Raw genomic sequence first — 18,974 nt, 5'->3', positions numbered from 1 at the left:
CCCTTACTCCGGCTTCACTGAGCCGGTGGCATCCGTAACGATGGAGCCGGACTTGATGACCTGGACGATTGCGCTGCCGTTGTCGCCGCTCAGCAGGTAGTCTGCCGCGCTGGTGTCCTGCTCTTGCGCATCGGCAACGGAGCGCAGGGCGAGTGAAAGGCGATCGGCCATCTGCTGGGCGACGGCCAGAACCTTGGTCTGGTCGGGGGTGAGTTCCAGCGTTGCTGTCGTGCCAACCGCAGCCTTGGTGCCGTCTTCCTTTTCCTCGATCTGCTGGTCGATGGCGAGAACGCGGACGTTACTCAAAACGGTTTCGGTTATGTATTTGTCCGTGCCCTGCCCCTTACGCACCATGATCACGTCAACGCGGTCATTGGGGAGGATGAAGCCACCGGCACCGGTCGCCACGGAGATTTCGGTCGCTACGGCGCGCTTACCGGCAGGCAGCAGCGAGGACAGGATTCGGCTGTTGGAATCGGCTACCTTCTCGGGACGGATCGGTTCGCCCTCGAAGACGGGCAAGCGCACGACAGCGCCCTGCAGATCCTTGATAGCGTCCGGCCGATCGGTCTCGGTAATAAAGCCCTGGACAACCCCGTTCTGGGGCCAGGCTATCCAGTGGACGGCCTTCTCATCCAGTCGCGCGCCGACGGGGAGATTGGCGCTGGAAACCAGGACGTTGACGGTCGGCTCTTTCTCGATGACGGATTGAACCTTCGTGACGACGTTGCCACTACCGGCCATGTTCATCGCAAGAAGACCGGCAAGGCCGGCTGCCACCACGGCGACAGCTAGGATAATAAGGCGGGCCGGTTTCATTGATCATTCCTTAGGGCACGACGCGTTCGCCCCGCAGAATGCTCAGGAATTGGTATAATTATAGTTAATGGAACACTTACATTTTAAGTTAACGGCCGATTAATACGCCGTTATTTTAGGCTTTCCAGCGCTGCCAGAAACAGCGGCGAGGACGGAAAGGCGAGGAAGCCGCCAATCGCGATGGCAACACCATAGGGGATCTTCTTGGCGAGCAGGAGCGAATTGGGAATGGGCAGGCCGATCGCCAATATCATATTTGCCTGCGAGCGGATCAACAGGATTGCCAACGTCACCAAACCGCCGATGAAACTGACATAAACGAGAAAGGATAGCAGCGCGGGATCGTAACCGAACCAGATCGCAGCCGCGCTCAGAAGTTTCGCGTCTCCGCCGCCCATCACATTGAGCGCAAAGAGTGCAAAGCAAATGCAGAACACGATGGCGGCGCCAAGTGCGTGCATTCCGATTGCAGGAAGAGCCATGCCACTCAAAGGCGCCAGCACGGCGAACGAAATCATCAGGATCAACGACACCCTGTTCGGGATCGTCATCGTCAACAGATCGGATATGGCCGCAAAAACAAGGCAGAGCGGAAAAACCAGAAGGATTGCGGCTACGATCATCTTCTCACCTGCCCCAAGTTTTCATCTGCACCAAGACAAACAGGCTCACGGCGATTCGCTCGTGAGCCTGACCTTACTAAACCAGAGCTACGCCCCAGCAATTATTACTTCACAGCGTCGTCCAGCTTGTTGCCGAGTTCGACGAAGGTAGAATTGAGCTTGCCGCCAAGCGTGGTGGCGCCAGCAACGAGGGCTACGGAAATCAGAGCGGCGATCAGGCCGTATTCAATTGCGGTCGCGCCGGATTCATCTTTCAGAAAACGGCTAAAAAGCTTGGTCATGGTTACTCCTAACTCCAGTTGATGTTCAGCACGTCCGCCAACTGTTGCCGTTGATCGGATGGCTGCAACCTACCGAATGGCCGTTTCCATCGACTTAAAGAAATGCGTTAACAAGGTGTAAACGAGACAACCGGCCCAGTCAGGGTAAGTAATCTCTTACCGAATTGCTTGCATTTCTAAGGAGTTTCCGGAAGCAATGTGTAGCATTAGCTTCCAGGCATCCAGAAACGGCACACGTTTCTGCTATCTGTCGATTCCACGCCTCATCAGAGCGTGCCGATACGGTCCAATACGTTTCGCAACCGAACATGGCAGGAAAAGCTTAAGGCTTCGTTCACCATTTTTTTCCATTCTATCTGCAATCTGCATTGCGATCGTGAAAGAGGGCCAAATGCCATCGAACGGCAAGACCGTTTTCTTTGCCTGGGTGATTGCGGCTCTCACGGCATCCGCGGCCTCCGCCCAGGAGGACATGCTGCGCGTCTATATGGACCACGCGCGCGTCCTGAAGCTCGACCGTCCGGTCAGTAAGGTCATCGTCGGCAATTCCAAGGTTGCCGATGCAACGGTTGCCGACTCCAAGACAATCGTGTTGACGGGCCGCAGTTTCGGCACGACCAATATCGTGCTGCTCGATGGCGCCGGCAACGCCATTCTGGACGACCGCATCCTCGTCTCCATAGACGAGGGCAATACGGTGCGCGTCTATCGCCAGACCGAACGCTCGGTTCTTTCCTGCACGCCCAATTGCGAACAGCATTCGCAACAAGGTGAAGCCGCCGCCGCAACCAATTGATATACGCTCAGCTCACGCCTATTCGTTAAAATAGCTGCTCCGAGCTGAAACGGAAAATCAACGAACGCGGCTTAGTGTGGCGCCCGAAGAACATTTTCGGGGCCAGACTATGGCGATCAGTGAGCAGGAGACGGGCAACGTGTGTGCGTCCCTCCGTCTATCCAGACTTTGCGCCTTGGCACGATCGCGTGATGGTTCCGCCGCGATCGAATTCGCATTGCTAGCCATTCCCTATTTCATCATCATATTCGCCATCCTGGAAACCTTCATCGCCTTCGCTGCGGAAGAACTGGTTTCGAATGCCGTCGATACGATGAGCCGCGAGATGCGCACAGGGCAGATCACATTCGATTCTACCCGCCCTACCTACAAGACGCAGACACAGTTCCGGCAGGCCTTCTGCAACGAGATTTCGATCATCATCCGCTGCTCGCAGACCGAGGCGGCTACACCCAGCAAGCTCTATCTGGATGTACGGAGCTTCACGACCTTTGCCTCGATCCCAACGACGATCCCCCGAGCATCCTCGGATAAGTATTCCGATCTCAGGACTTCGGATTTCAAGTTCACGCCCGGCGGCCCCGGCTCGATCAACATGGTGCGCGCCTATTACCGCTGGTCCATCATTGTCGATCTCGTTCGTCCCTATGTCACAGGCCTTCGCCCTGTCGGCAGTTCCATGCCGAGCGAATATCTGATGGTCGCGACGGCTGCCTTCCAGAACGAGCAGTATCCATAATGGCGCGAAGCAGCCTTTTCATACGGTTGAGTTCAACGGCGCGGCGCTTTGCACGCGACCGCAAGGGTGTCGGCGCCATCGAGTTTGCAATCATCTTCCCGGTTCTCGTCATGCTCTATCTCGGCGCGTTCGAGATCACGATCGGGCTCAGCGTCAGCAAGCGCACGACACGTGCCGCGGGCTCGATCGCCGATATCATTACCCAGCAGCAGAGCGTGACAAAAAGCTCGCTAACGGATATCGCCAAAGCCGCCCCGGCAATCTTCGCGCCCTATGACAGTTCCGGTCTCTCGTTGAAGGTCACGGCGATCCAGATCGACGGCAGCGCCAATCCTACCGTTCTTTGGTCCTGGGCCCAGAGCGGTGCGGCGCCCTATGCCAAGAACAGCGCGGTTTCCGATGTGCCGACGGAAATGAAGAAGGCAAACAGCTTCCTCATCCGCACCGAGCTCAGCATACCCTACACGCTGCTCGTCTTTGCTCCCAGCTTCTTGCCGGCAGAGACACGCACCATCACGATCAGCCGCAGCTACTTCTATCGCCAGCGTCAAAACGACAACATTCCCTGCGGCGACTGCTAAAGCGTATCGTGATCGCTAGGACCCGCCGACACCCTTTAAGTCCCTGTTTGATAGATGTCGTTCTCGCAAAACCGCTTTAGGGCAAGATGCGCGGCGCTTTCACAGCCCAAATTTGCCAAGCGGTTCCCGTCAATATATGGCTTGGCGCCAGACAGATCGTTCCAGCCATACGCTGACGACAGCAGATAATACGGGTGAAAAATGGCGCGGGCCTTTCTCTTCGTTCTGGATTCCTTCGGTGTCGGCGGAGCGCCGGATGCCGCAGCCTATGGCGATGAAGGCGCCGATACGCTCGGCCATATCGCCGAATTCTGTGCGGCAGGTGCAGCCGACCGAGCCGGACTCCGTTCCGGTCCCCTTGCGCTGCCGAACATGTCGGCGCTCGGGCTGCTGCATATTGCCCGGGCGGCCTCCGGCCAGTTTCCGGCCGGCATGCCGCTGCCGGACAAGATCTACGGTATCTACGGCGCTGCCAACGAAACGTCGCGCGGAAAAGACACACCATCAGGTCATTGGGAAATCGCCGGCACGCCTGTTACCTTCGACTGGGGTTATTTTCCGAGCGAGGGCGATGCCTTTCCGCAGGAACTGATCGATGCGCTCTGCCGCGCGGCTGACGTTCCCGGCATTCTCGGCAATTGCCATGCTTCGGGAACCGAGATCATCGCCCGCTACGGTGAAGAGCATATGCGCAGCGGCAAGCCGATCTGCTATACCTCCTCGGATTCCGTGTTCCAGGTCGCAGCTCATGAGGTCTATTTCGGCCTCGACCGCCTCCTCACCTTTTGCCAGATCGCCCGCAGCCTGCTCGACCCCTACAATATCGGCCGCGTCATCGCGCGTCCCTTCATTGGCCAAAGTGCTGCGACCCTCCAGAGAACCGGCAACCGCCGTGACTTCTCGGTGCCGCCTCCGGAGCCGACGCTGCTCGACCGGCTCGTCCAACATGGCCGCAATGTGCATGCGGTCGGCAAGATCGGCGATATCTTCGCCCATCACGGCGTTTCGCGGGTCATCAAGGCAAATGGCAACGATGCCCTGATGGATGCTTCCCTTGCCGCAATCGACGAGGCGGAGGATGGCGATATCGTCTTCACCAATTTCGTCGATTTCGACATGGTATATGGCCATCGCCGCGACGTGGCGGGCTATGCGGCTGCCCTCGAAGCCTTCGACACGCGCCTTATTGAAGTTCATCAGAAGCTGCGGGCCGGCGACCTCGTGGTCCTGACCGCCGATCACGGCTGCGATCCGACTTGGCGCGGCACGGACCATACGCGCGAGCGCGTGCCTATCATCGCCTACGGTCCCGGCATCAGATCGCGCTCGGTCGGCATACGGCGGACCTATGCCGATATCGGCGAAAGCATTGCGCGGCATCTCGGCATTCCCGCGGGGCCGCATGGGAGGAGTTTTCTGTGACATCGCATTTGAAGAAGGTCGAGCTGCACTGCCATCTGGAGGGTGCGGCTCCGCCTGATCTGACCGAGGCACAGGCGCGCAAATATGGCATCGACATCAGCGCCTGCCTGCAGGACGGCGCCTATGTCTGGCATGATTTCGCGAGCTTTCTGGAATGCTACGACAAGGTTTCCGAGGTTTACAAGACCGAGGAAGACTATGCGCTGCTGACGGAAACCTATCTGCAAGAACTTGCCGGCATCGGTACGATCTACAGCGAGCTCATCGTTTCGCCAGACCACGGCAAGCGCATCGGGCTCGGCGCGGACGCCTATATATCAGGTGTGTGTGAAGGCATCCGCCGGGCAAAGGCGAAAAGCGGTATCGAGGCACGGCTTATCGTGACCGGGGAACGGCATTTCGGTCCGGATAGCGTCATCGGCGCTGCGGAATATGCGGCAAAGGCCAATAATCCCCTGATAACAGGCTTCAATCTCGCCGGCGAGGAGCGGATGGGTCGCGTCGCCGATTATGCGCGCGCCTTCGACATCGCCCGCGACGCAGGGCTCGGCCTCACCATACATGCCGGTGAAGTTTGCGGCGCCTTCAGCGTTTCGGACGCATTGGACGAGGTGCGTCCCTCGCGTATCGGCCATGGCGTACGGGCGATCGAGGACGCTGACCTCGTCAGGCGGCTTGCGGACCTCGGCACGGTACTGGAGGTCTGCCCCGGTTCAAACATCGCGCTCAAGGTCTTTCCAGATTTCGCATCGCATCCGTTGCGCAGACTGAGAGAAGCGGGCGTCAGGGTGACGATCAGTTCCGACGATCCACCCTTCTTCCACACATCGCTCAAGCGGGAATACGAACTTGCCTCGGAGGCCTTTGCCTTCAGCGATGCCGAAATCAATGCTATGACGCGAACGGCCATCGAGGCGGCCTTCGTCGACGAAGAGACACGCAAGGCGTTGCTTGCCCGCCTTTGACGGTGCGTGAGATTGTTAATGGTCCAGGCAAATCAGTCTCCGGACTTGCAGTGGAGACGATTTCCATGGAAGAAACAGCCGATAAGAACAAAGAATTGGAAGGTTTCCCTATGGACGGCGTCACAGTCATCGATCACCCGCTCGTGCAGCACAAACTCACCATCATGCGGCGTAAGGAAACCTCGACAGGCAGCTTCCGCCGGCTGTTGCGCGAAATCTCGACACTGCTCTGCTATGAGGTGACGCGCGATCTGGAACTGACGATGGAGACGATCGAAACGCCGATCCAGGAGATGCAGTCGCCGATCCTCGAAGGCAAGAAGCTGGTCTTTGCCTCCATCCTTCGCGCCGGCAACGGACTGCTGGAAGGCATGCTCGATCTGGTCCCTTCCGCCCGCGTTTCCCATATCGGCGTCTATCGCGACCATGAGACGCTGCAGCCGGTCGAATATTACTTCAAGGCGCCTGAAGATGTCGCCGAGCGTCTGATCATCGTCGTCGATCCGATGCTTGCGACCGGCAACTCCTCAATTGCCGCCATCGACAAGCTGAAGGAGCGCGGAGCGCACAATATCCGTTTCCTCTGCCTGCTGGCGGCTCCTGAAGGCATCAAGAACTTCCGCGCCGCGCATCCCGACGTTCCGGTCTTCACAGCAGCGATCGACAGCCATCTGAACGAGAAGGGCTATATCGTGCCCGGTCTCGGTGATGCCGGCGACCGGATGTACGGAACCAAATAGTTTCAATTTCCTTTACCAATTCCAAATCCTTCAGGCCCGGGCGGTTCGTCCCGGGCCTTTTTATGTCGCCGTTAGCAACTTTTCAGCACTTATGGCTTAGCTGATTGAAGTGTGAGGTCCCGCATGAGGCGGGGTTTATACAGGAAGGATTTCTGTTTCATGCTCATGCGTACCGTCATATTTGCCAGCATCGCGGCTGCGCTGGCGACACAAGTGCCTTCCCTGCTCACCCGCACGACGCAGCCCGGCAATACGATTTCCGCAAATTTCGTCTCGACTGAGGATAGCGCGCCCGATGCGCCGGCCACGATCGCCGATGGTGGCATGATCCGCCTGCAGGCCGATGCTCAGGGTCATTATACCGGCAATTTCAGGATGAACGGCAAGCCAGTGCAAGGGCTGATCGATACCGGTGCCACCTATGTCGCATTGAACGAAAGCCTTGCCCGCAGGCTCGGCTTCAGCGGCAACCAGCTCGATTTCCGCTATGCGGTCAATACCGCGAACGGCCAGACCAAGGCGGCGCATGTGATGCTCGATCGCATAGAGATCGGCGGCATTCGCGTTCGTAGCGTCGAAGCCTTCGTGCTGAAAGACGAGGCGCTGAGCGGCACGCTTGTCGGCATGAGCTTCCTACAGAAGCTTGCCTCCTATTCCGTGGCCGACGGCTCCCTCAGCCTGAAGCAGTAAATTCCATCAGATACGGCCGGCGATAACAGGTGGAAGCTCCGGCTTCTCGTCTGCAATACGATAGTTTGCAGCAAGAGCGGCGACGGCCCTTTCGGCCGAAGCCTCGTCTGCCGCGTGAACGAGCGCGATCGGATCGCCCTCATGCACATGCGTTCCAAGCGGCAGCAGGCCGGTGAAGCCGACGCTGTGGTCGATCCGGTCGGCTGGATGGCGTCGTCCGCCGCCGAGATCGATGACGCTCACGCCCACGTCGCGGGCGTCGCAGGCGGCGAGCCAGCCGGCGCGCGACGCCGGAACGGGCCGTTCGACGGGCGCCTTGCGCAGATAGGCATCCGGCCGTTCCAGAAGATCGGCCGGGCCGCCGAGCATATGCACCATACGCGCGAAGATTTCCGCAGCCTTGCCGGAAGAGAGGACCTCCTGCGCCTTTCTCTCCGCCTCGATGAGCGAGCCTGCAACACCCGACTGCACCAGCATTTCTGCGGCAAAGGCAAGCACGATCGTTTCGAGGCGCGTACCGCTCTTTCGCCCTGCCAGAAAATCGAGGCAGTTGCGCACTTCCACCGCATTGCCGGCGCTATCGGCAAGTGGCTGGTTCATGTCGGTGATCAGCGCAGATGTCTTCACGCCCGCGCCATTTGCGACTTCCACCAGCGAATGCGCCAGCACGATCGCCTGCCCCGGATCGGCCATGAAGGCGCCGTTGCCGGTCTTGACGTCGAGCACTAGGGTCTGCAGGCTGGCGGCAAGCTTCTTCGACAGGATCGAGGCTGTGATCAGCGGGATGGAATCGACGGTCGCCGTTACATCGCGCACGGCATAGAGCCTGCCGTCGGCCGGCGCCAAAGCACCGGTCGGGCCGATGATGGCGCAGCCAATCTCCTTCACCACCTTGCGGAAGAGAGCGGCATCCGGATTGATCGTATAGCCTGGAATGGATTCGAGCTTGTCCAGCGTGCCGCCGGTATGGCCAAGGCCGCGGCCTGATATCATCGGCACGGCCAGACCGCAGGCGGCGGCGATCGGGGCAAGCATCAGCGAGACGTTGTCGCCCACCCCGCCGGTCGAGTGCTTGTCTGCGACAGGCCGATCGATACCCTCCCAGGAGAGCATGTCGCCGGAGCGCGCCATGGCGAGCGTCAGTGCAACGGTCTCGGTGCGCGACATGCCCTTGAACCAGACGGCCATGGCGAATGCGCCGACCTGGCCTTCCGACAGATTGCCGGCAGCCAGCGCCGCGATAAAGGCGTCGATATCACCAGTCGGCAGTTCGGCGCCGTTGCGCTTCTGGCGGATGATCTCCTGCGGGATCATCTCAATAGCTCGAGGCTGCCGCCGGCTTCGGTTCCGTGCCGCTGAGAACGGAGAGGATATTGTCGAGCAGGCCGGACGCCCCGAAACGGAAGGTGGAGGGCATCGCCCAATCCGGCGTCATGATGGTTTCGGCAAGGCTCAGATAAAGGGCAGCATCCGCAACGGTCGATATGCCGCCAGCCGGCTTGAAACCCACCTTGCGACCGCTCTCCCTGATCGCGCGGATCATGATGTCGGCCGCTTCGAGCGTCGCATTGACGGCAACCTTGCCGGTGGAGGTCTTGATGAAATCGGCGCCGGCTTCGATCGCCAGTTCCGAGGCGCGGCGGATGAGAGCGGCATCCTTCAGCTCGCCGGCTTCGATAATGACCTTCAACAGGACAGGCGCAACACATTCGGCGCGCACGGCCGCGACCATGTCGGTGACGGCCTTCTCATTACCTGCCATCAGCTTGCGATAGGGGATGACGAGATCGATCTCATCGGCGCCATCGGCGATCGCCTCACGCGTTTCGGCGGCGACATCGGCGATTTCCATATCACCGGAGGGAAAATTGACAACGGTGGCGATACGGACCGGGTGGCCCTTGCCGAGCACGATGCGGGCATGGGCGACGAAACGAGGCCAGATGCAGATTGCCGCGCTGCTGCCATAGGGTGTCTGCGCGCGGGCGCAAAGCGTGTCGATCTGCTCCTGGGTGCAATCGTCCTTCAGGTTGGTGAGATCAAGAAGGGAAAGGGCGACGGCTGCCGTTTCCCGGCTGGAATGGCTGTTCATTTTCGCTTCCTCCACCGGCAATCAGTGTCCGGCAATCATTTCTTTGAGTATGGCGGCGAGACGGGCACCGCCAACCGGCGCCATATCCTTGGTTTCCTCGTGACTGAGCTCGTTTCCGGTCATGCCAGCCCCATAGTTGGTGATTACCGAGGCTGCCGCAACCCTCAGGCCCAGCATTCTTGCGATGATGACTTCAGGCACGGTCGACATGCCGACCGCATCGGCGCCGAGAATACGCGCCATGCGGATTTCGGCCGGCGTCTCGAAGCTCGGGCCTGAGAACCACATGTAGACGCCGCTTGCGAGCGGGATGCCGAGCGTCTTCGCTGCCTTTTGCATCGCCGCCGAAAGCTCGGCATCATAAGCATTGGTCATGCCGACGAAACGATGATCGCTCTCCTGTCCGATCAGCGGGTTCATGCCGGAATAATTGATGTGATCGGCAATCTGCATGACCGAACCGGGCGGTATGTCCTCTTTCAGGGAGCCCGCCGAATTGGTGAGGATCAGGGCCTCGACGCCGAGAGCCCGCAAGACCTCAATCGGCAGGCGCATGGCGTTGGCATCGCCCTTTTCATAGTAGTGGACACGGCCAGAGAGCATGATGACCGGCACCGAGCCGAGATGGCCGGCGACGACCTCTCCGGCATGGCCGGAGACGGCGCTGACGGGGAAACCCGGCAGGTCCTTGTAAGGAATGCACACAACATCGGTAAGCTCGCCGACGAGCGAACCGAGGCCGGAGCCAAGCACGATGCCGTAGCGCGGTTTGAGCCCGCCGAGCAGAGCCGCGAGCAGATCGATGGTTGCGATCATCCGAGTTCCGTCTCGAAGCTGAAGGGAAGAAGCTCTTCCATGGTCATCGTCTTCTTCACGCCGGCTTCGTCGCAAAGGTAGATCTTCGTCTCCTTCGAAGCGAATTCCGAGATCTTCTGCCGGCAGCCGCCGCAGGGCGGGCAGAGCGGCAGTTTTTCGGCGATGACGGCCACTTCGACAATCTTCTTTGCGCCACCCATGATCATGGCGCTGATCGCCGTCGGCTCCGCGCACCACCCTTGAGGGAAGGAGAGGTTCTCGATATTGGCGCCGGTGTAGACCTTGCCATCCTCGGCGCGGATCGCCGCGCCGACCGGGAACTTGGAATAAGGAGCGTGCGCGAAGGCCATGGCGCCGCGCGCGGCTTCGAACAGGTCGTGAGACATATCAACGCTCCTTCGTATAGGGCACGCCGCCGGCCTTCGGCGGAATTGCAACGCCGATGAAGCCGGCGAGCAGAACACAGGTCAGGATATAGGGCAGGGCCTGGAAAACCTGTACCGGTACCTCGCCGATCAGCGGCACCTGTTTGCCCTGCATGAAATTTGCCAGCGCATCGAGGAAACCGAAGAGCAGGCAGGCGAACATGACCGGCACCGGCCTCCACTTGGCGAAGACGAGAGCGGCAAGCGCGATATAGCCCTTGCCCGCCGACATGTCCTTGATGAAGGCCGCCGATTGGGCGATCGCCAGATAGGTGCCGGAGAAGCCGCAGAGGATGCCGGCGCACATGACGGCGCGGTAACGCAGCCAGGTTACCGAAATACCAGCCGTATCCACCGCACCCGGATTTTCGCCGACAGCACGAAGACGCAAGCCGAAACGCGTGCGGTAGAGGACCCACCAGGAGAAGGGTACGGCGAGGAAAGCGAGATAGGTCAGGATATTGTTGCCGGAGATCACGCCGGCATAGAGCGGGCCAATGAGTGGCACGTCCCTGATAGCATCGGCACCCGGCAGAATGATCGGTGCGAAGCGGGCGTCGGGCGCGAGCTGTGGCGTGCGGCCGCCCTGGCCGAACCAGGCCTGGCCGAGCACGATGGTGATACCGGCGATGAAGAAGTTGATGGCCACGCCCGAGATGATCTGGTTGCCGCGATTGGTGATCGAGGCAAAGCCATGCACGAGGCTGAGCGCCACCGAGCAGACCACACCGGCGCCCAAGCCTGCCCAGGCCGAGCCAGTGAGATAGGCCACACAGGCGGCGGCGAAGGCCGAGCCCAGCATCTTGCCTTCGAGGCCGATATCGAAGATGCCGGCGCGTTCGGAAAACAGGCCGGCGAGTGCGGTAAAGATCAGCGGAATGGAAAGCCGGATCGTCGAACTCAGAACGCTGATGAAAATTTCATAATATTCCATCGTCCGCTCCCTAGGCTCGCTTGAACTGCTGGTAGATGCGCACCATTGCCGGGCGGAACATGTATTCCAGCGCACCGGCAAACAGGATCACCAGACCCTGGATGACGAGGATCATCTCGCGGGTGATGTTGGGCATTTCGAAGGAGATCCAGTCGCCGCCCTGATAGAGCACGCCGAAAAGGATCGCTGCGAAGATGATGCCGAGCGGATGGTTTCGTCCCATCAGCGACACGGCGATGCCGACGAAGCCGGCGCCACCGACGAACTCCACCTGCAGACGGGCCGACGAGCCCATGACCGGATTGAGCGCCATCATGCCGGCGAGCGCGCCTGACAGCAGCATGGCGATGATGATGGTGCGCGCATGGGGCGTGCCGGCATAGGCGGCGGCTGTCGGGCTGACGCCCAGCGTGCGCATATCGAAGCCGAGCTTACTGCGCCAGACCAGCACCCAGACGAACCACGCGGCAAACAGCGCGATGATGAAGGAGACGTTGAACGGGGCCGCACCGAGCTTGGAACCGAACATGGTCATGACCCAGCCGAGCTTCGGAAGCTGCCCACCCTCGAGGAAGGTGCGGGTTTCCGGCGCCATCTTGCCCGGCACGATCAGCACATGCACCAGCAGATAGACCATAAGGGCTGCGGCGATATAGTTGAACATGATCGTCGTGATGACGATGTGGCTGCCGCGCTTGGCCTGCAGGAAGGCGGGAATGAAAGCCCAGGCTGCCCCGAAGAGACCGGCTCCGATAACGGCGATCGGCATCGTCACATACCAGGGTACATAATTGTCGAGCGCCAGCGCCACCAGCGCACAGCCAAGCCCGCCGACATAGGCCTGGCCTTCCGAGCCGATGTTGAAGAGGCCGGCATGAATGGCGACGGCAACGGAAAGGCCGGTGAAAATGAAACTGGTCGCGTAATAGAGCGTGAAGCCAATGCCTTCACCGCTGCCGAAGGCGCCTTCGATGAGCAGCGAGAGGGCAGCCAGGGGGCTTTCGCCGATCAGCCAGACGACGAAGCCGGAGATCAGGAAGGCAACGACCAGGTTCAAAAGAGGGATCAGACCGTAATTGATCCATCTCGGTAGTGTTACGGAAGCAGTGCTCATCGAGGCCTCACGCGGCAATGCCGGCCATCATCAGGCCGAGGGTCTGTTCACCGGCATCGGGCGTCTTCTCGCCGACGACGTGGCCGGCAAACATGACAAGGATACGGTCTGAAAGGGCGCGGATTTCGTCGAGCTCGACGGAGACGAGCAGAATGGCCTTGCCCGCATCGCGCATCTCGATGATCCGGCGATGGATGAATTCGATGGCGCCGATATCGACGCCACGGGTCGGCTGGCCGATAATCAGCATCTTCGGATCGCGCTCGATCTCGCGGGCGACGACAATCTTCTGCTGGTTGCCGCCGGAAAAATTCGCCGTCTTCAGGCGCGGGTTCGGCGGGCGGATGTCGTATTTCTCGATCTTTTCCATCGCATCCTTGCGGATGGCGTCGAGATCGAGCAGCGGGCCGCGGCTGTATTCGGGACGGTGGTGATAGCCGAGTACGGCATTTTCATATTCCTCGAATTTCAGCACCAGGCCCATGTGGTGGCGGTCTTCAGGAATATGCGCGAGGCCGAGTTCGCGAAGGCGGGCCGGATCGGCCTTGTCGATCGGCTGGCCGTCGAGCAGGATTTCGCCGGATGCCGGCTTGCGGATACCCGCGATCGCCTCCAGCAGTTCCGACTGACCATTGCCGGCGACACCGGCAATGCCGACGATCTCGCCGGCGCGGACATCGAAGGAGACGTTGTCGACCATCGTCACGCCCCTGTTGTCCTTGACCGTCAGGTTGCGGACGGACAGCAAGACATCAGCGGGCTTTGCCTCGCCCTTCTGGACCCGCAGCAGCACGCGGCGGCCGACCATGAGTTCGGCGAGCTCTTCGACCGTGGTCTCGCTGGTCTTGCGGGTGGCGACCATCTCGCCGCGGCGCATGACGGAGACGGTGTCGGTGATCGCCATGATCTCGCGCAGCTTGTGGGTGATGAGGACAACGGTCTTGCCCTCGTCGCGCAGCACGCCGAGAATGCGGAACAGGTGATCGGCCTCGGCTGGTGTCAGCACGCCCGTCGGCTCATCGAGGATCAGGATCTCGGCGCCGCGATACATGGCCTTGAGGATTTCCACACGCTGCTGCAGGCCGACCGGAAGCTGCTCGATCAGCGCGTCAGGGTTGACCTCCAGGCCGTATTCGGTCTCCAGCCGCTTGAGCTCGGCGCGCGCGGAAGCAACGCCCCTTGCCAGCAGCGCGCCGCCTTCGGCGCCGAGCATGATGTTTTCGAGCACGGTGAAATTGTCGACCAGCATGAAGTGCTGGTGCACCATGCCGATGCCGGCGGCGATCGCTGCCTGGCTATCCTTGATGGTGATGGGCTGGCCGTTGACGCGGATCTCGCCGCTATCGGCCTGGTAAAAACCGTAGATGATGGACATCAGGGTCGATTTGCCAGCGCCGTTTTCCCCGATAATGCCATGGATCGAGCCCTTGGCGACGGTCAGGTTGATGTCCTTGTTGGCGTGAACGGCGCCAAATTTCTTGTCGATGCCGACAAGTTCGATAGCAGGCTGGTCTGTCACAGCAGGCTCCAAATAAGAAAAGGGCGTATGGCGAAAATCCTTGTCCGCCATACGCCCGATCTCAGTTACGACTCACTTCGGGCAGGCATTGTCCGTGGTGTAATCGTGAACCTTGACGGTGCCAGCAATGATGTCGGCCTTGGCCTTGTCGACGGCAGCCTGCATCTCCGGCGTGATCAACGGCTTGTTGTTGTCGTCCATGGCGGCGGCAACGCCGTCTTCCTTGACGCCGAGAGACTGGACACCGGCCGTGAACTTGTCGTTCTTGGTGTCATTATAGGCGTTGTAGACGGCGAGGTCGACGCGCTTGACCATCGAGGTCAGAACGGAACCCGGATGCAGGTGGTTCTGGTTGGAATCGACGCCGATCGACAGTTTCTTGTTGTCGGCTGCCGTCTGCAGAACGCCGAGACCGGTGGCACCGGCTGCCGCGTAAACGACGTCAGCACCCTGGTCGATCTGGTTCTTGGTGAGCTCGCCGCCGCGAACCGGGTCGTTCCAGGCTGCACCGGTCGTGCCGGTCATGTTCTGGAAGACTTCGATGTCGGCCTTGGCGGCGCGTGCACCCTGCTCGTAGCCACATTCGAACTTGCGGATCAGCGGAATGTCCATGCCGCCGACGAAGCCGACCTTGCCGGTCTTGGACGCCATGCCAGCGAGAACGCCGACGAGATAGGAGCCTTCCTCTTCCTTGTAGAGGACGGAGCGGACGTTCGGCTTGTCGACGACGGAGTCGACGATGATGAACTTGGTGTCCGGGAATTCAGCGGCAACCTTCTCAACAGCCGAGGTCCAGGCGAAGGAAACGGCAACAACCGGGTTGAAGCCGCGGCTTGCGAAGTTGCGGATGGCCTGCTCGCCCTGAGTGTCGCCGGTCGGCTCGAAATCGCGGTAGGCGATGCCGGTTTCCTTCTTGAACTTTTCAGCACCGTTGAAAGCAGCTTCGTTGAAGGACTTATCGAACTTCCCGCCGGTGCCGTAAACGAGAGCCGGCTTGATGTCGGCGGCAAGCGCCGTCGTCGACATCGCTGCCACGGCAAGGAGGGTGAGAAGGGATTTTTTCATGAGTTTGCAGCCCTGTTGTTGCTATTTGTTTGGGGTCCTCCCGCAAGCCTTTTTCAGGCATGTCTGCGGAACCACCGACCTCCCCCCGGAGGCCTGGCTGCGTGCATCCTTGCATGGCTCCACAAAAAATTCACGAGAAATTTTTCGGTTGGTAAAGATTTGCCATTATTGCCGAAAATCAATCCACAGGTCCTGAATTCTGGGCAAATCGACCGCTAAAATGCGGATCTTCTAACCAGTGGCCTGGCGGCATCGGGCCCATCATCCCGCCATTTCGGGAACTGCCGATTGCACTTTTTCACACCCTCCAGCTCTTCAGCTATGCGGTAAAGCGGCCGGCCACCGGCGGCTTCTTGTAGCCAATCATCCACAGGATGAGCGACAGCACCAGAAACACGGCAAAGGCCGGCTGCAACATGAGCCACTGGAAGATGAAAGCGTAGAAACGCGGATGGACATAATAGGAAACGGAAGACTGGAGCGCGGTAAGCGTCGAGGGGCTGACATCCTGCCACGCATCCGACATCGGGGTCATGAGCACTTGCGAGGATGCAACGGACTGAATGGAATCGATGGTTCCGGCAATGACCGCAACTGCCAGCGCAAACAGGCTGGCAAGACGCAACAAGAAACGCATCAAATCCTCCGATGACGGGTGTGCCTTGATGTCCGGCGAGCCGCGCCAATCTCCACTCAAACCTAGAGATAGGCTCGGAGCAGACACAGCGCAATGGACGGCATGCGCGCAGTTTTATCGGAAGAAGTCAAAAAACTGTTAGATTTGGGTTGATCGGCAAAAATTCTTGGGTATATATCGCGCCGTTCCGACGATTTGCTCCTCTCCAAGGCGCGAACGCCCAAAAAGGACAGGTGGCCGAGTGGTTTAAGGCGCACGCCTGGAACGCGTGTGTACGTGAAAGCGTACCGTGGGTTCGAATCCCACCTTGTCCGCCATTTTTCATCTAAATACCTGTATTCCCTTATCCTTTTCTGATTCCCGGTTGTGGTGACCCCGGAATTGATCCCATCAACGCAATGGCTTCGCCTCGTCGCTTCAAACGCACAAACTCTGCAGCCGCGTTAACGCCAACATTTTTCCTGCAAACAAATCCTTGACGGTTCTTTAGCTTCGCCTAATGTGTTCTCTTTATGTTCCGTTGATTGGCCGCAACCGTGTCCGATCAGCGCAAAGCAGGGCCGAGCTCAGAGCGGAGGGAAAAGCATGTGCGGGAGAGTTTTCGTCAAATCCGATCTGGTCACGCTGATGCAGGCTTTTGCCTTTGCCGGCAGAGAAGGTGCGCTCGGCATGGCAAACCAGTTTCCGCGCTACAACGGCGCTCCGAGCCTGGATTACCCTATCATCATCATGGATGTTGACCGGAACAACAACATGGGCGCCAACTTCGCACCGGCGCAATGGGGGCTGAAGCCGGCCTGGTGGAAAGCCGGGATGCCTACGCCGGTCAACGCAAAATGCGAAGAAGTTGCCGACAAGCCAATGTTCCGGAATGCGTACCAGAGCAGCCGCTGCCTCGTGCCGATCGACGGGTATTTTGAATGGAAAAAACTCGAACCTTCGGGAAAGAAGAAGCAGGCCTATGCAATCGCGATGAAGAGCGGACAGCCTTTTGCTCTCGCCGGCCTCTGGGAGAGGTGGCGCGATCCAAAAACCGATTTGCAGGTTCGGACTTTTACCATCCTCACCTGCGCCGCCAACGAAATGATGTCGACTATCCACGACCGTATGCCTGTTATCCTGCATGAAAAGGACTATCAGCGCTGGCTATCCGACGTGCCGCCGCCGCATGATTTGATGACGCAGTTTCCAAGCGATCTGATGACCATGTGGCCGATCGGACCCAACGTCGGCAATCCAAGGAATGACCAGCCCGATATCATCGAGGAGATCGACCCTGATCCAGAGCCGTCTTTTCTATAGTCGGCGGCGAAACAAATCTCAGCATTGTTGAGGCGCGGCTTAATTGCGCGAGGTGTCGATGTCCGAACTTCTCCCTGCCCCATCAACGATGATATCCGCCTGCACATCCCGCCGGCCAAGTTCGGCGGCGCGACGAAATTCGTGGGCTTCTCCACAACTCGACTCTAACGCGATAGGTTGGTCCACATTCTCATTGCCAACGACACAGAGGGGAGACCAGCAATGGCGGATTTCAAGGCTGAAGACGAAGCGATCGGAACGATCATCCTGGTGGAGGAACTGTTTCAAACCATGGTCAAGTCCGGCATCCTGCCTGCATCCGTTATGGCGGATGTCGTGCGCGGCGCAGTTGCGAGGCTGGATACGACCGATCATTTCGGCGCGGGTGCGGCTGTCCGCCACTATTTCGAAAGCTGGCTGTCGAAGTAGATAATCTTATCTGCTGCATAGGGTGCCGCAGTTTTCAACTGCTCTATAGCGTATGTCAGATCAATGCCTGTCATGTCACAATCTGACATTTCCCACACCGCGCATGGGCAATCTTGTGCCAGTTATGCGTCCTATGCGCGGCGGTAGTTGAAAGCCCCAGCACCAGGATGCGATTGGCTGCCGCGGTGGACATCCATCCCGAAGAAGGCCTCCGTGCGACCTAGCGCGGTCGCCTTCGCAATGTCTTTGCTTGAAGACACCAAAAATGGACTGCGCGTTTAAATATTGGGCGCTTTGTGACCCGCGATCGGTAAGGCTTGGCAAAGCAAAAGCCGGTAACGATCCTATGTGGCGCGATCCGGAGCGAGAGGGGCGGCAAGGGCTGCTGCCCGCCGGGACGCGACCATGCGGGGACCTACCATGAAGAAGCTCATCATTGCCGCAGCCTTTGCGGCATTCCTGCCTGTGATTGCCCAGGCGGAAACGCTGGAATTTCCGAGCGACGATCCGGTCGCGACCGTGACCATTCCCGACAACTGGGGGCCGAAGGAGACGGAGACGGGCATCGATGCCCAGTCCGAGGATTCGGCGATCTATCTTTCAATCGACGTTGCCGATGAAAAGACCAGCGACAAGATCATCGACGAGGCCTTCGCCTTCCTGCAGAAGAACGGCGTCGCCATCGAGGAGAAGACCCAGAAGGAATCCGAAGCCGAAATCAACGGCATGAAGATGAAAACCTTCGACTGGGACGGCAGTGACAAGGAAGGCCCGGTCAATATCGGCGTCGCCGTCCTTTCGCCTTCTGAGGGCAAGCTGCTCCTGATCACCTATTGGGGCACCAAGGGCAAGCAGGACGCTCATGACGACGAGCTGATCGCCATCATCAGCTCGCTGAAGCCTGCCGGCTGATTTTGAGACGAGGCGCTGCCGGCAAGGCGGCGCCTTTCTTCATTCGGGAACAAGAGCGCACGGGCACAGTTCC

At 59.4% G+C, this 18,974-nt stretch carries 22 protein-coding genes and 1 tRNA gene; 11 read left to right on the top strand and 12 right to left on the bottom strand.

Features of this window, described 5'->3' with window-relative positions; translation table 11 throughout:
• Positions 1–3: 3 nt before the first annotated feature.
• The 3 genes from cpaB to FHT93_RS11755 all read right to left on the bottom strand — a co-directional run bounded on the left by cpaB (position 4) and on the right by FHT93_RS11755 (position 1,723).
• A complete protein-coding gene (cpaB, locus tag FHT93_RS11765) occupies positions 4–819 on the bottom strand; it encodes a Flp pilus assembly protein CpaB (protein ID WP_018114940.1) in 816 nt (271 codons plus the stop codon).
• A gap of 110 nt (positions 820–929) precedes the next feature.
• Positions 930–1,442 carry a prepilin peptidase gene (locus FHT93_RS11760; RefSeq protein WP_113016239.1) on the bottom strand — a complete coding sequence of 171 codons (513 nt, stop codon included), beginning with the start codon at positions 1,440–1,442 and terminating at the stop codon, positions 930–932.
• Between the two features lie 104 nt (positions 1,443–1,546).
• A complete protein-coding gene (locus tag FHT93_RS11755; RefSeq protein ID WP_113016238.1) occupies positions 1,547–1,723 on the bottom strand; it encodes a Flp family type IVb pilin in 177 nt (58 codons plus the stop codon).
• Positions 1,724–2,114: 391 nt separating this feature from the next.
• Here FHT93_RS11755 and FHT93_RS11750 point away from each other — a divergent pair, with 391 nt between their 5' ends.
• From FHT93_RS11750 to FHT93_RS11720, 7 genes are all read left to right on the top strand, one after another.
• Positions 2,115–2,519 carry a pilus assembly protein N-terminal domain-containing protein gene (locus FHT93_RS11750; RefSeq protein ID WP_113016237.1) on the top strand — a complete coding sequence of 135 codons (405 nt, stop codon included), beginning with the start codon at positions 2,115–2,117 and terminating at the stop codon, positions 2,517–2,519.
• Between the two features lie 109 nt (positions 2,520–2,628).
• Positions 2,629–3,258: a TadE/TadG family type IV pilus assembly protein gene (locus FHT93_RS11745; protein ID WP_113016236.1), complete on the top strand. Its 630-nt coding sequence runs from the start codon at positions 2,629–2,631 to the stop codon at positions 3,256–3,258.
• The gene (locus tag FHT93_RS11740) at positions 3,258–3,839 is read left to right on the top strand and encodes a TadE/TadG family type IV pilus assembly protein (protein WP_112970141.1); all 582 of its coding nucleotides are present in this window, start codon (positions 3,258–3,260) and stop codon (positions 3,837–3,839) included. Before FHT93_RS11745 ends, FHT93_RS11740 begins: the two co-directional genes overlap by 1 nt.
• A gap of 201 nt (positions 3,840–4,040) precedes the next feature.
• Positions 4,041–5,261 carry a phosphopentomutase gene (locus FHT93_RS11735; protein ID WP_183847704.1) on the top strand — a complete coding sequence of 407 codons (1,221 nt, stop codon included), beginning with the start codon at positions 4,041–4,043 and terminating at the stop codon, positions 5,259–5,261.
• A complete protein-coding gene (locus FHT93_RS11730; RefSeq protein WP_113016234.1) occupies positions 5,258–6,226 on the top strand; it encodes an adenosine deaminase in 969 nt (322 codons plus the stop codon). The genes FHT93_RS11735 and FHT93_RS11730 overlap by 4 nt, the downstream gene beginning before the upstream one ends.
• 110 nt (positions 6,227–6,336) lie before the next feature.
• Positions 6,337–6,966 (top strand): uracil phosphoribosyltransferase, encoded by a 630-nt coding sequence (gene upp / locus FHT93_RS11725; RefSeq protein ID WP_037100564.1) that lies wholly within the window; start codon positions 6,337–6,339, stop codon positions 6,964–6,966.
• 123 nt (positions 6,967–7,089) lie between these two features.
• Entirely contained in the window at positions 7,090–7,656 is a 567-nt protein-coding gene (locus FHT93_RS11720) for a TIGR02281 family clan AA aspartic protease (protein WP_113016233.1), read from the top strand.
• Positions 7,657–7,662: 6 nt separating this feature from the next.
• On the opposite strand, the gene deoA is transcribed toward FHT93_RS11720, so the two are convergent.
• The 9 genes from deoA to FHT93_RS11675 all read right to left on the bottom strand — a co-directional run bounded on the left by deoA (position 7,663) and on the right by FHT93_RS11675 (position 16,258).
• Entirely contained in the window at positions 7,663–8,970 is a 1,308-nt protein-coding gene (gene deoA / locus FHT93_RS11715) for a thymidine phosphorylase (protein ID WP_113016232.1), read from the bottom strand.
• Position 8,971: 1 nt separating this feature from the next.
• Complete coding sequence (gene deoC / locus FHT93_RS11710; protein WP_113016231.1) at positions 8,972–9,748, bottom strand: deoxyribose-phosphate aldolase; 777 nt, start codon at positions 9,746–9,748, stop codon at positions 8,972–8,974.
• 21 nt (positions 9,749–9,769) lie between these two features.
• Complete coding sequence (locus FHT93_RS11705; RefSeq protein WP_113016230.1) at positions 9,770–10,564, bottom strand: purine-nucleoside phosphorylase; 795 nt, start codon at positions 10,562–10,564, stop codon at positions 9,770–9,772.
• A complete protein-coding gene (locus FHT93_RS11700; RefSeq protein ID WP_113016229.1) occupies positions 10,561–10,950 on the bottom strand; it encodes a cytidine deaminase in 390 nt (129 codons plus the stop codon). The genes FHT93_RS11705 and FHT93_RS11700 overlap by 4 nt, the downstream gene beginning before the upstream one ends.
• A gap of 1 nt (position 10,951) precedes the next feature.
• A complete protein-coding gene (locus tag FHT93_RS11695; protein ID WP_018114955.1) occupies positions 10,952–11,923 on the bottom strand; it encodes an ABC transporter permease in 972 nt (323 codons plus the stop codon).
• Between the two features lie 10 nt (positions 11,924–11,933).
• Positions 11,934–13,037, bottom strand: a complete 1,104-nt coding sequence (locus tag FHT93_RS11690) for an ABC transporter permease (RefSeq protein ID WP_112542781.1) — start codon at positions 13,035–13,037, stop codon at positions 11,934–11,936.
• A 7-nt stretch (positions 13,038–13,044) separates the two neighbouring features.
• Positions 13,045–14,556: an ABC transporter ATP-binding protein gene (locus FHT93_RS11685; protein WP_113016258.1), complete on the bottom strand. Its 1,512-nt coding sequence runs from the start codon at positions 14,554–14,556 to the stop codon at positions 13,045–13,047.
• Positions 14,557–14,628: 72 nt separating this feature from the next.
• Entirely contained in the window at positions 14,629–15,621 is a 993-nt protein-coding gene (locus tag FHT93_RS11680) for a BMP family ABC transporter substrate-binding protein (protein WP_018114958.1), read from the bottom strand.
• Positions 15,622–15,940: 319 nt separating this feature from the next.
• Positions 15,941–16,258 (bottom strand): hypothetical protein, encoded by a 318-nt coding sequence (locus tag FHT93_RS11675; RefSeq protein ID WP_112542782.1) that lies wholly within the window; start codon positions 16,256–16,258, stop codon positions 15,941–15,943.
• Between the two features lie 227 nt (positions 16,259–16,485).
• On the opposite strand from FHT93_RS11675, the gene FHT93_RS11670 reads away from it, so the two are divergent.
• The 4 genes from FHT93_RS11670 to FHT93_RS11655 all read left to right on the top strand — a co-directional run bounded on the left by FHT93_RS11670 (position 16,486) and on the right by FHT93_RS11655 (position 18,901).
• A tRNA-Ser gene (locus tag FHT93_RS11670) sits at positions 16,486–16,575 on the top strand.
• A 268-nt stretch (positions 16,576–16,843) separates the two neighbouring features.
• Positions 16,844–17,560: an SOS response-associated peptidase gene (locus tag FHT93_RS11665; RefSeq protein ID WP_183848380.1), complete on the top strand. Its 717-nt coding sequence runs from the start codon at positions 16,844–16,846 to the stop codon at positions 17,558–17,560.
• Between the two features lie 222 nt (positions 17,561–17,782).
• Positions 17,783–17,989, top strand: a complete 207-nt coding sequence (locus FHT93_RS11660; protein WP_183847702.1) for a hypothetical protein — start codon at positions 17,783–17,785, stop codon at positions 17,987–17,989.
• Between the two features lie 420 nt (positions 17,990–18,409).
• On the top strand, positions 18,410–18,901 hold the full coding sequence (locus FHT93_RS11655) for a hypothetical protein (protein ID WP_018114962.1): 492 nt from the start codon (positions 18,410–18,412) through the stop codon (positions 18,899–18,901).
• Positions 18,902–18,974: the final 73 nt, after the last annotated feature.

Source organism: Rhizobium sp. BK379 (assembly GCF_014193955.1).
In the GTDB taxonomy this organism is placed as follows: domain Bacteria; phylum Pseudomonadota; class Alphaproteobacteria; order Rhizobiales; family Rhizobiaceae; genus Rhizobium.
The sequence above is the reverse complement of the archived record's forward strand: the minus strand, read 5'-3'. Positions and strand labels throughout refer to the sequence as shown.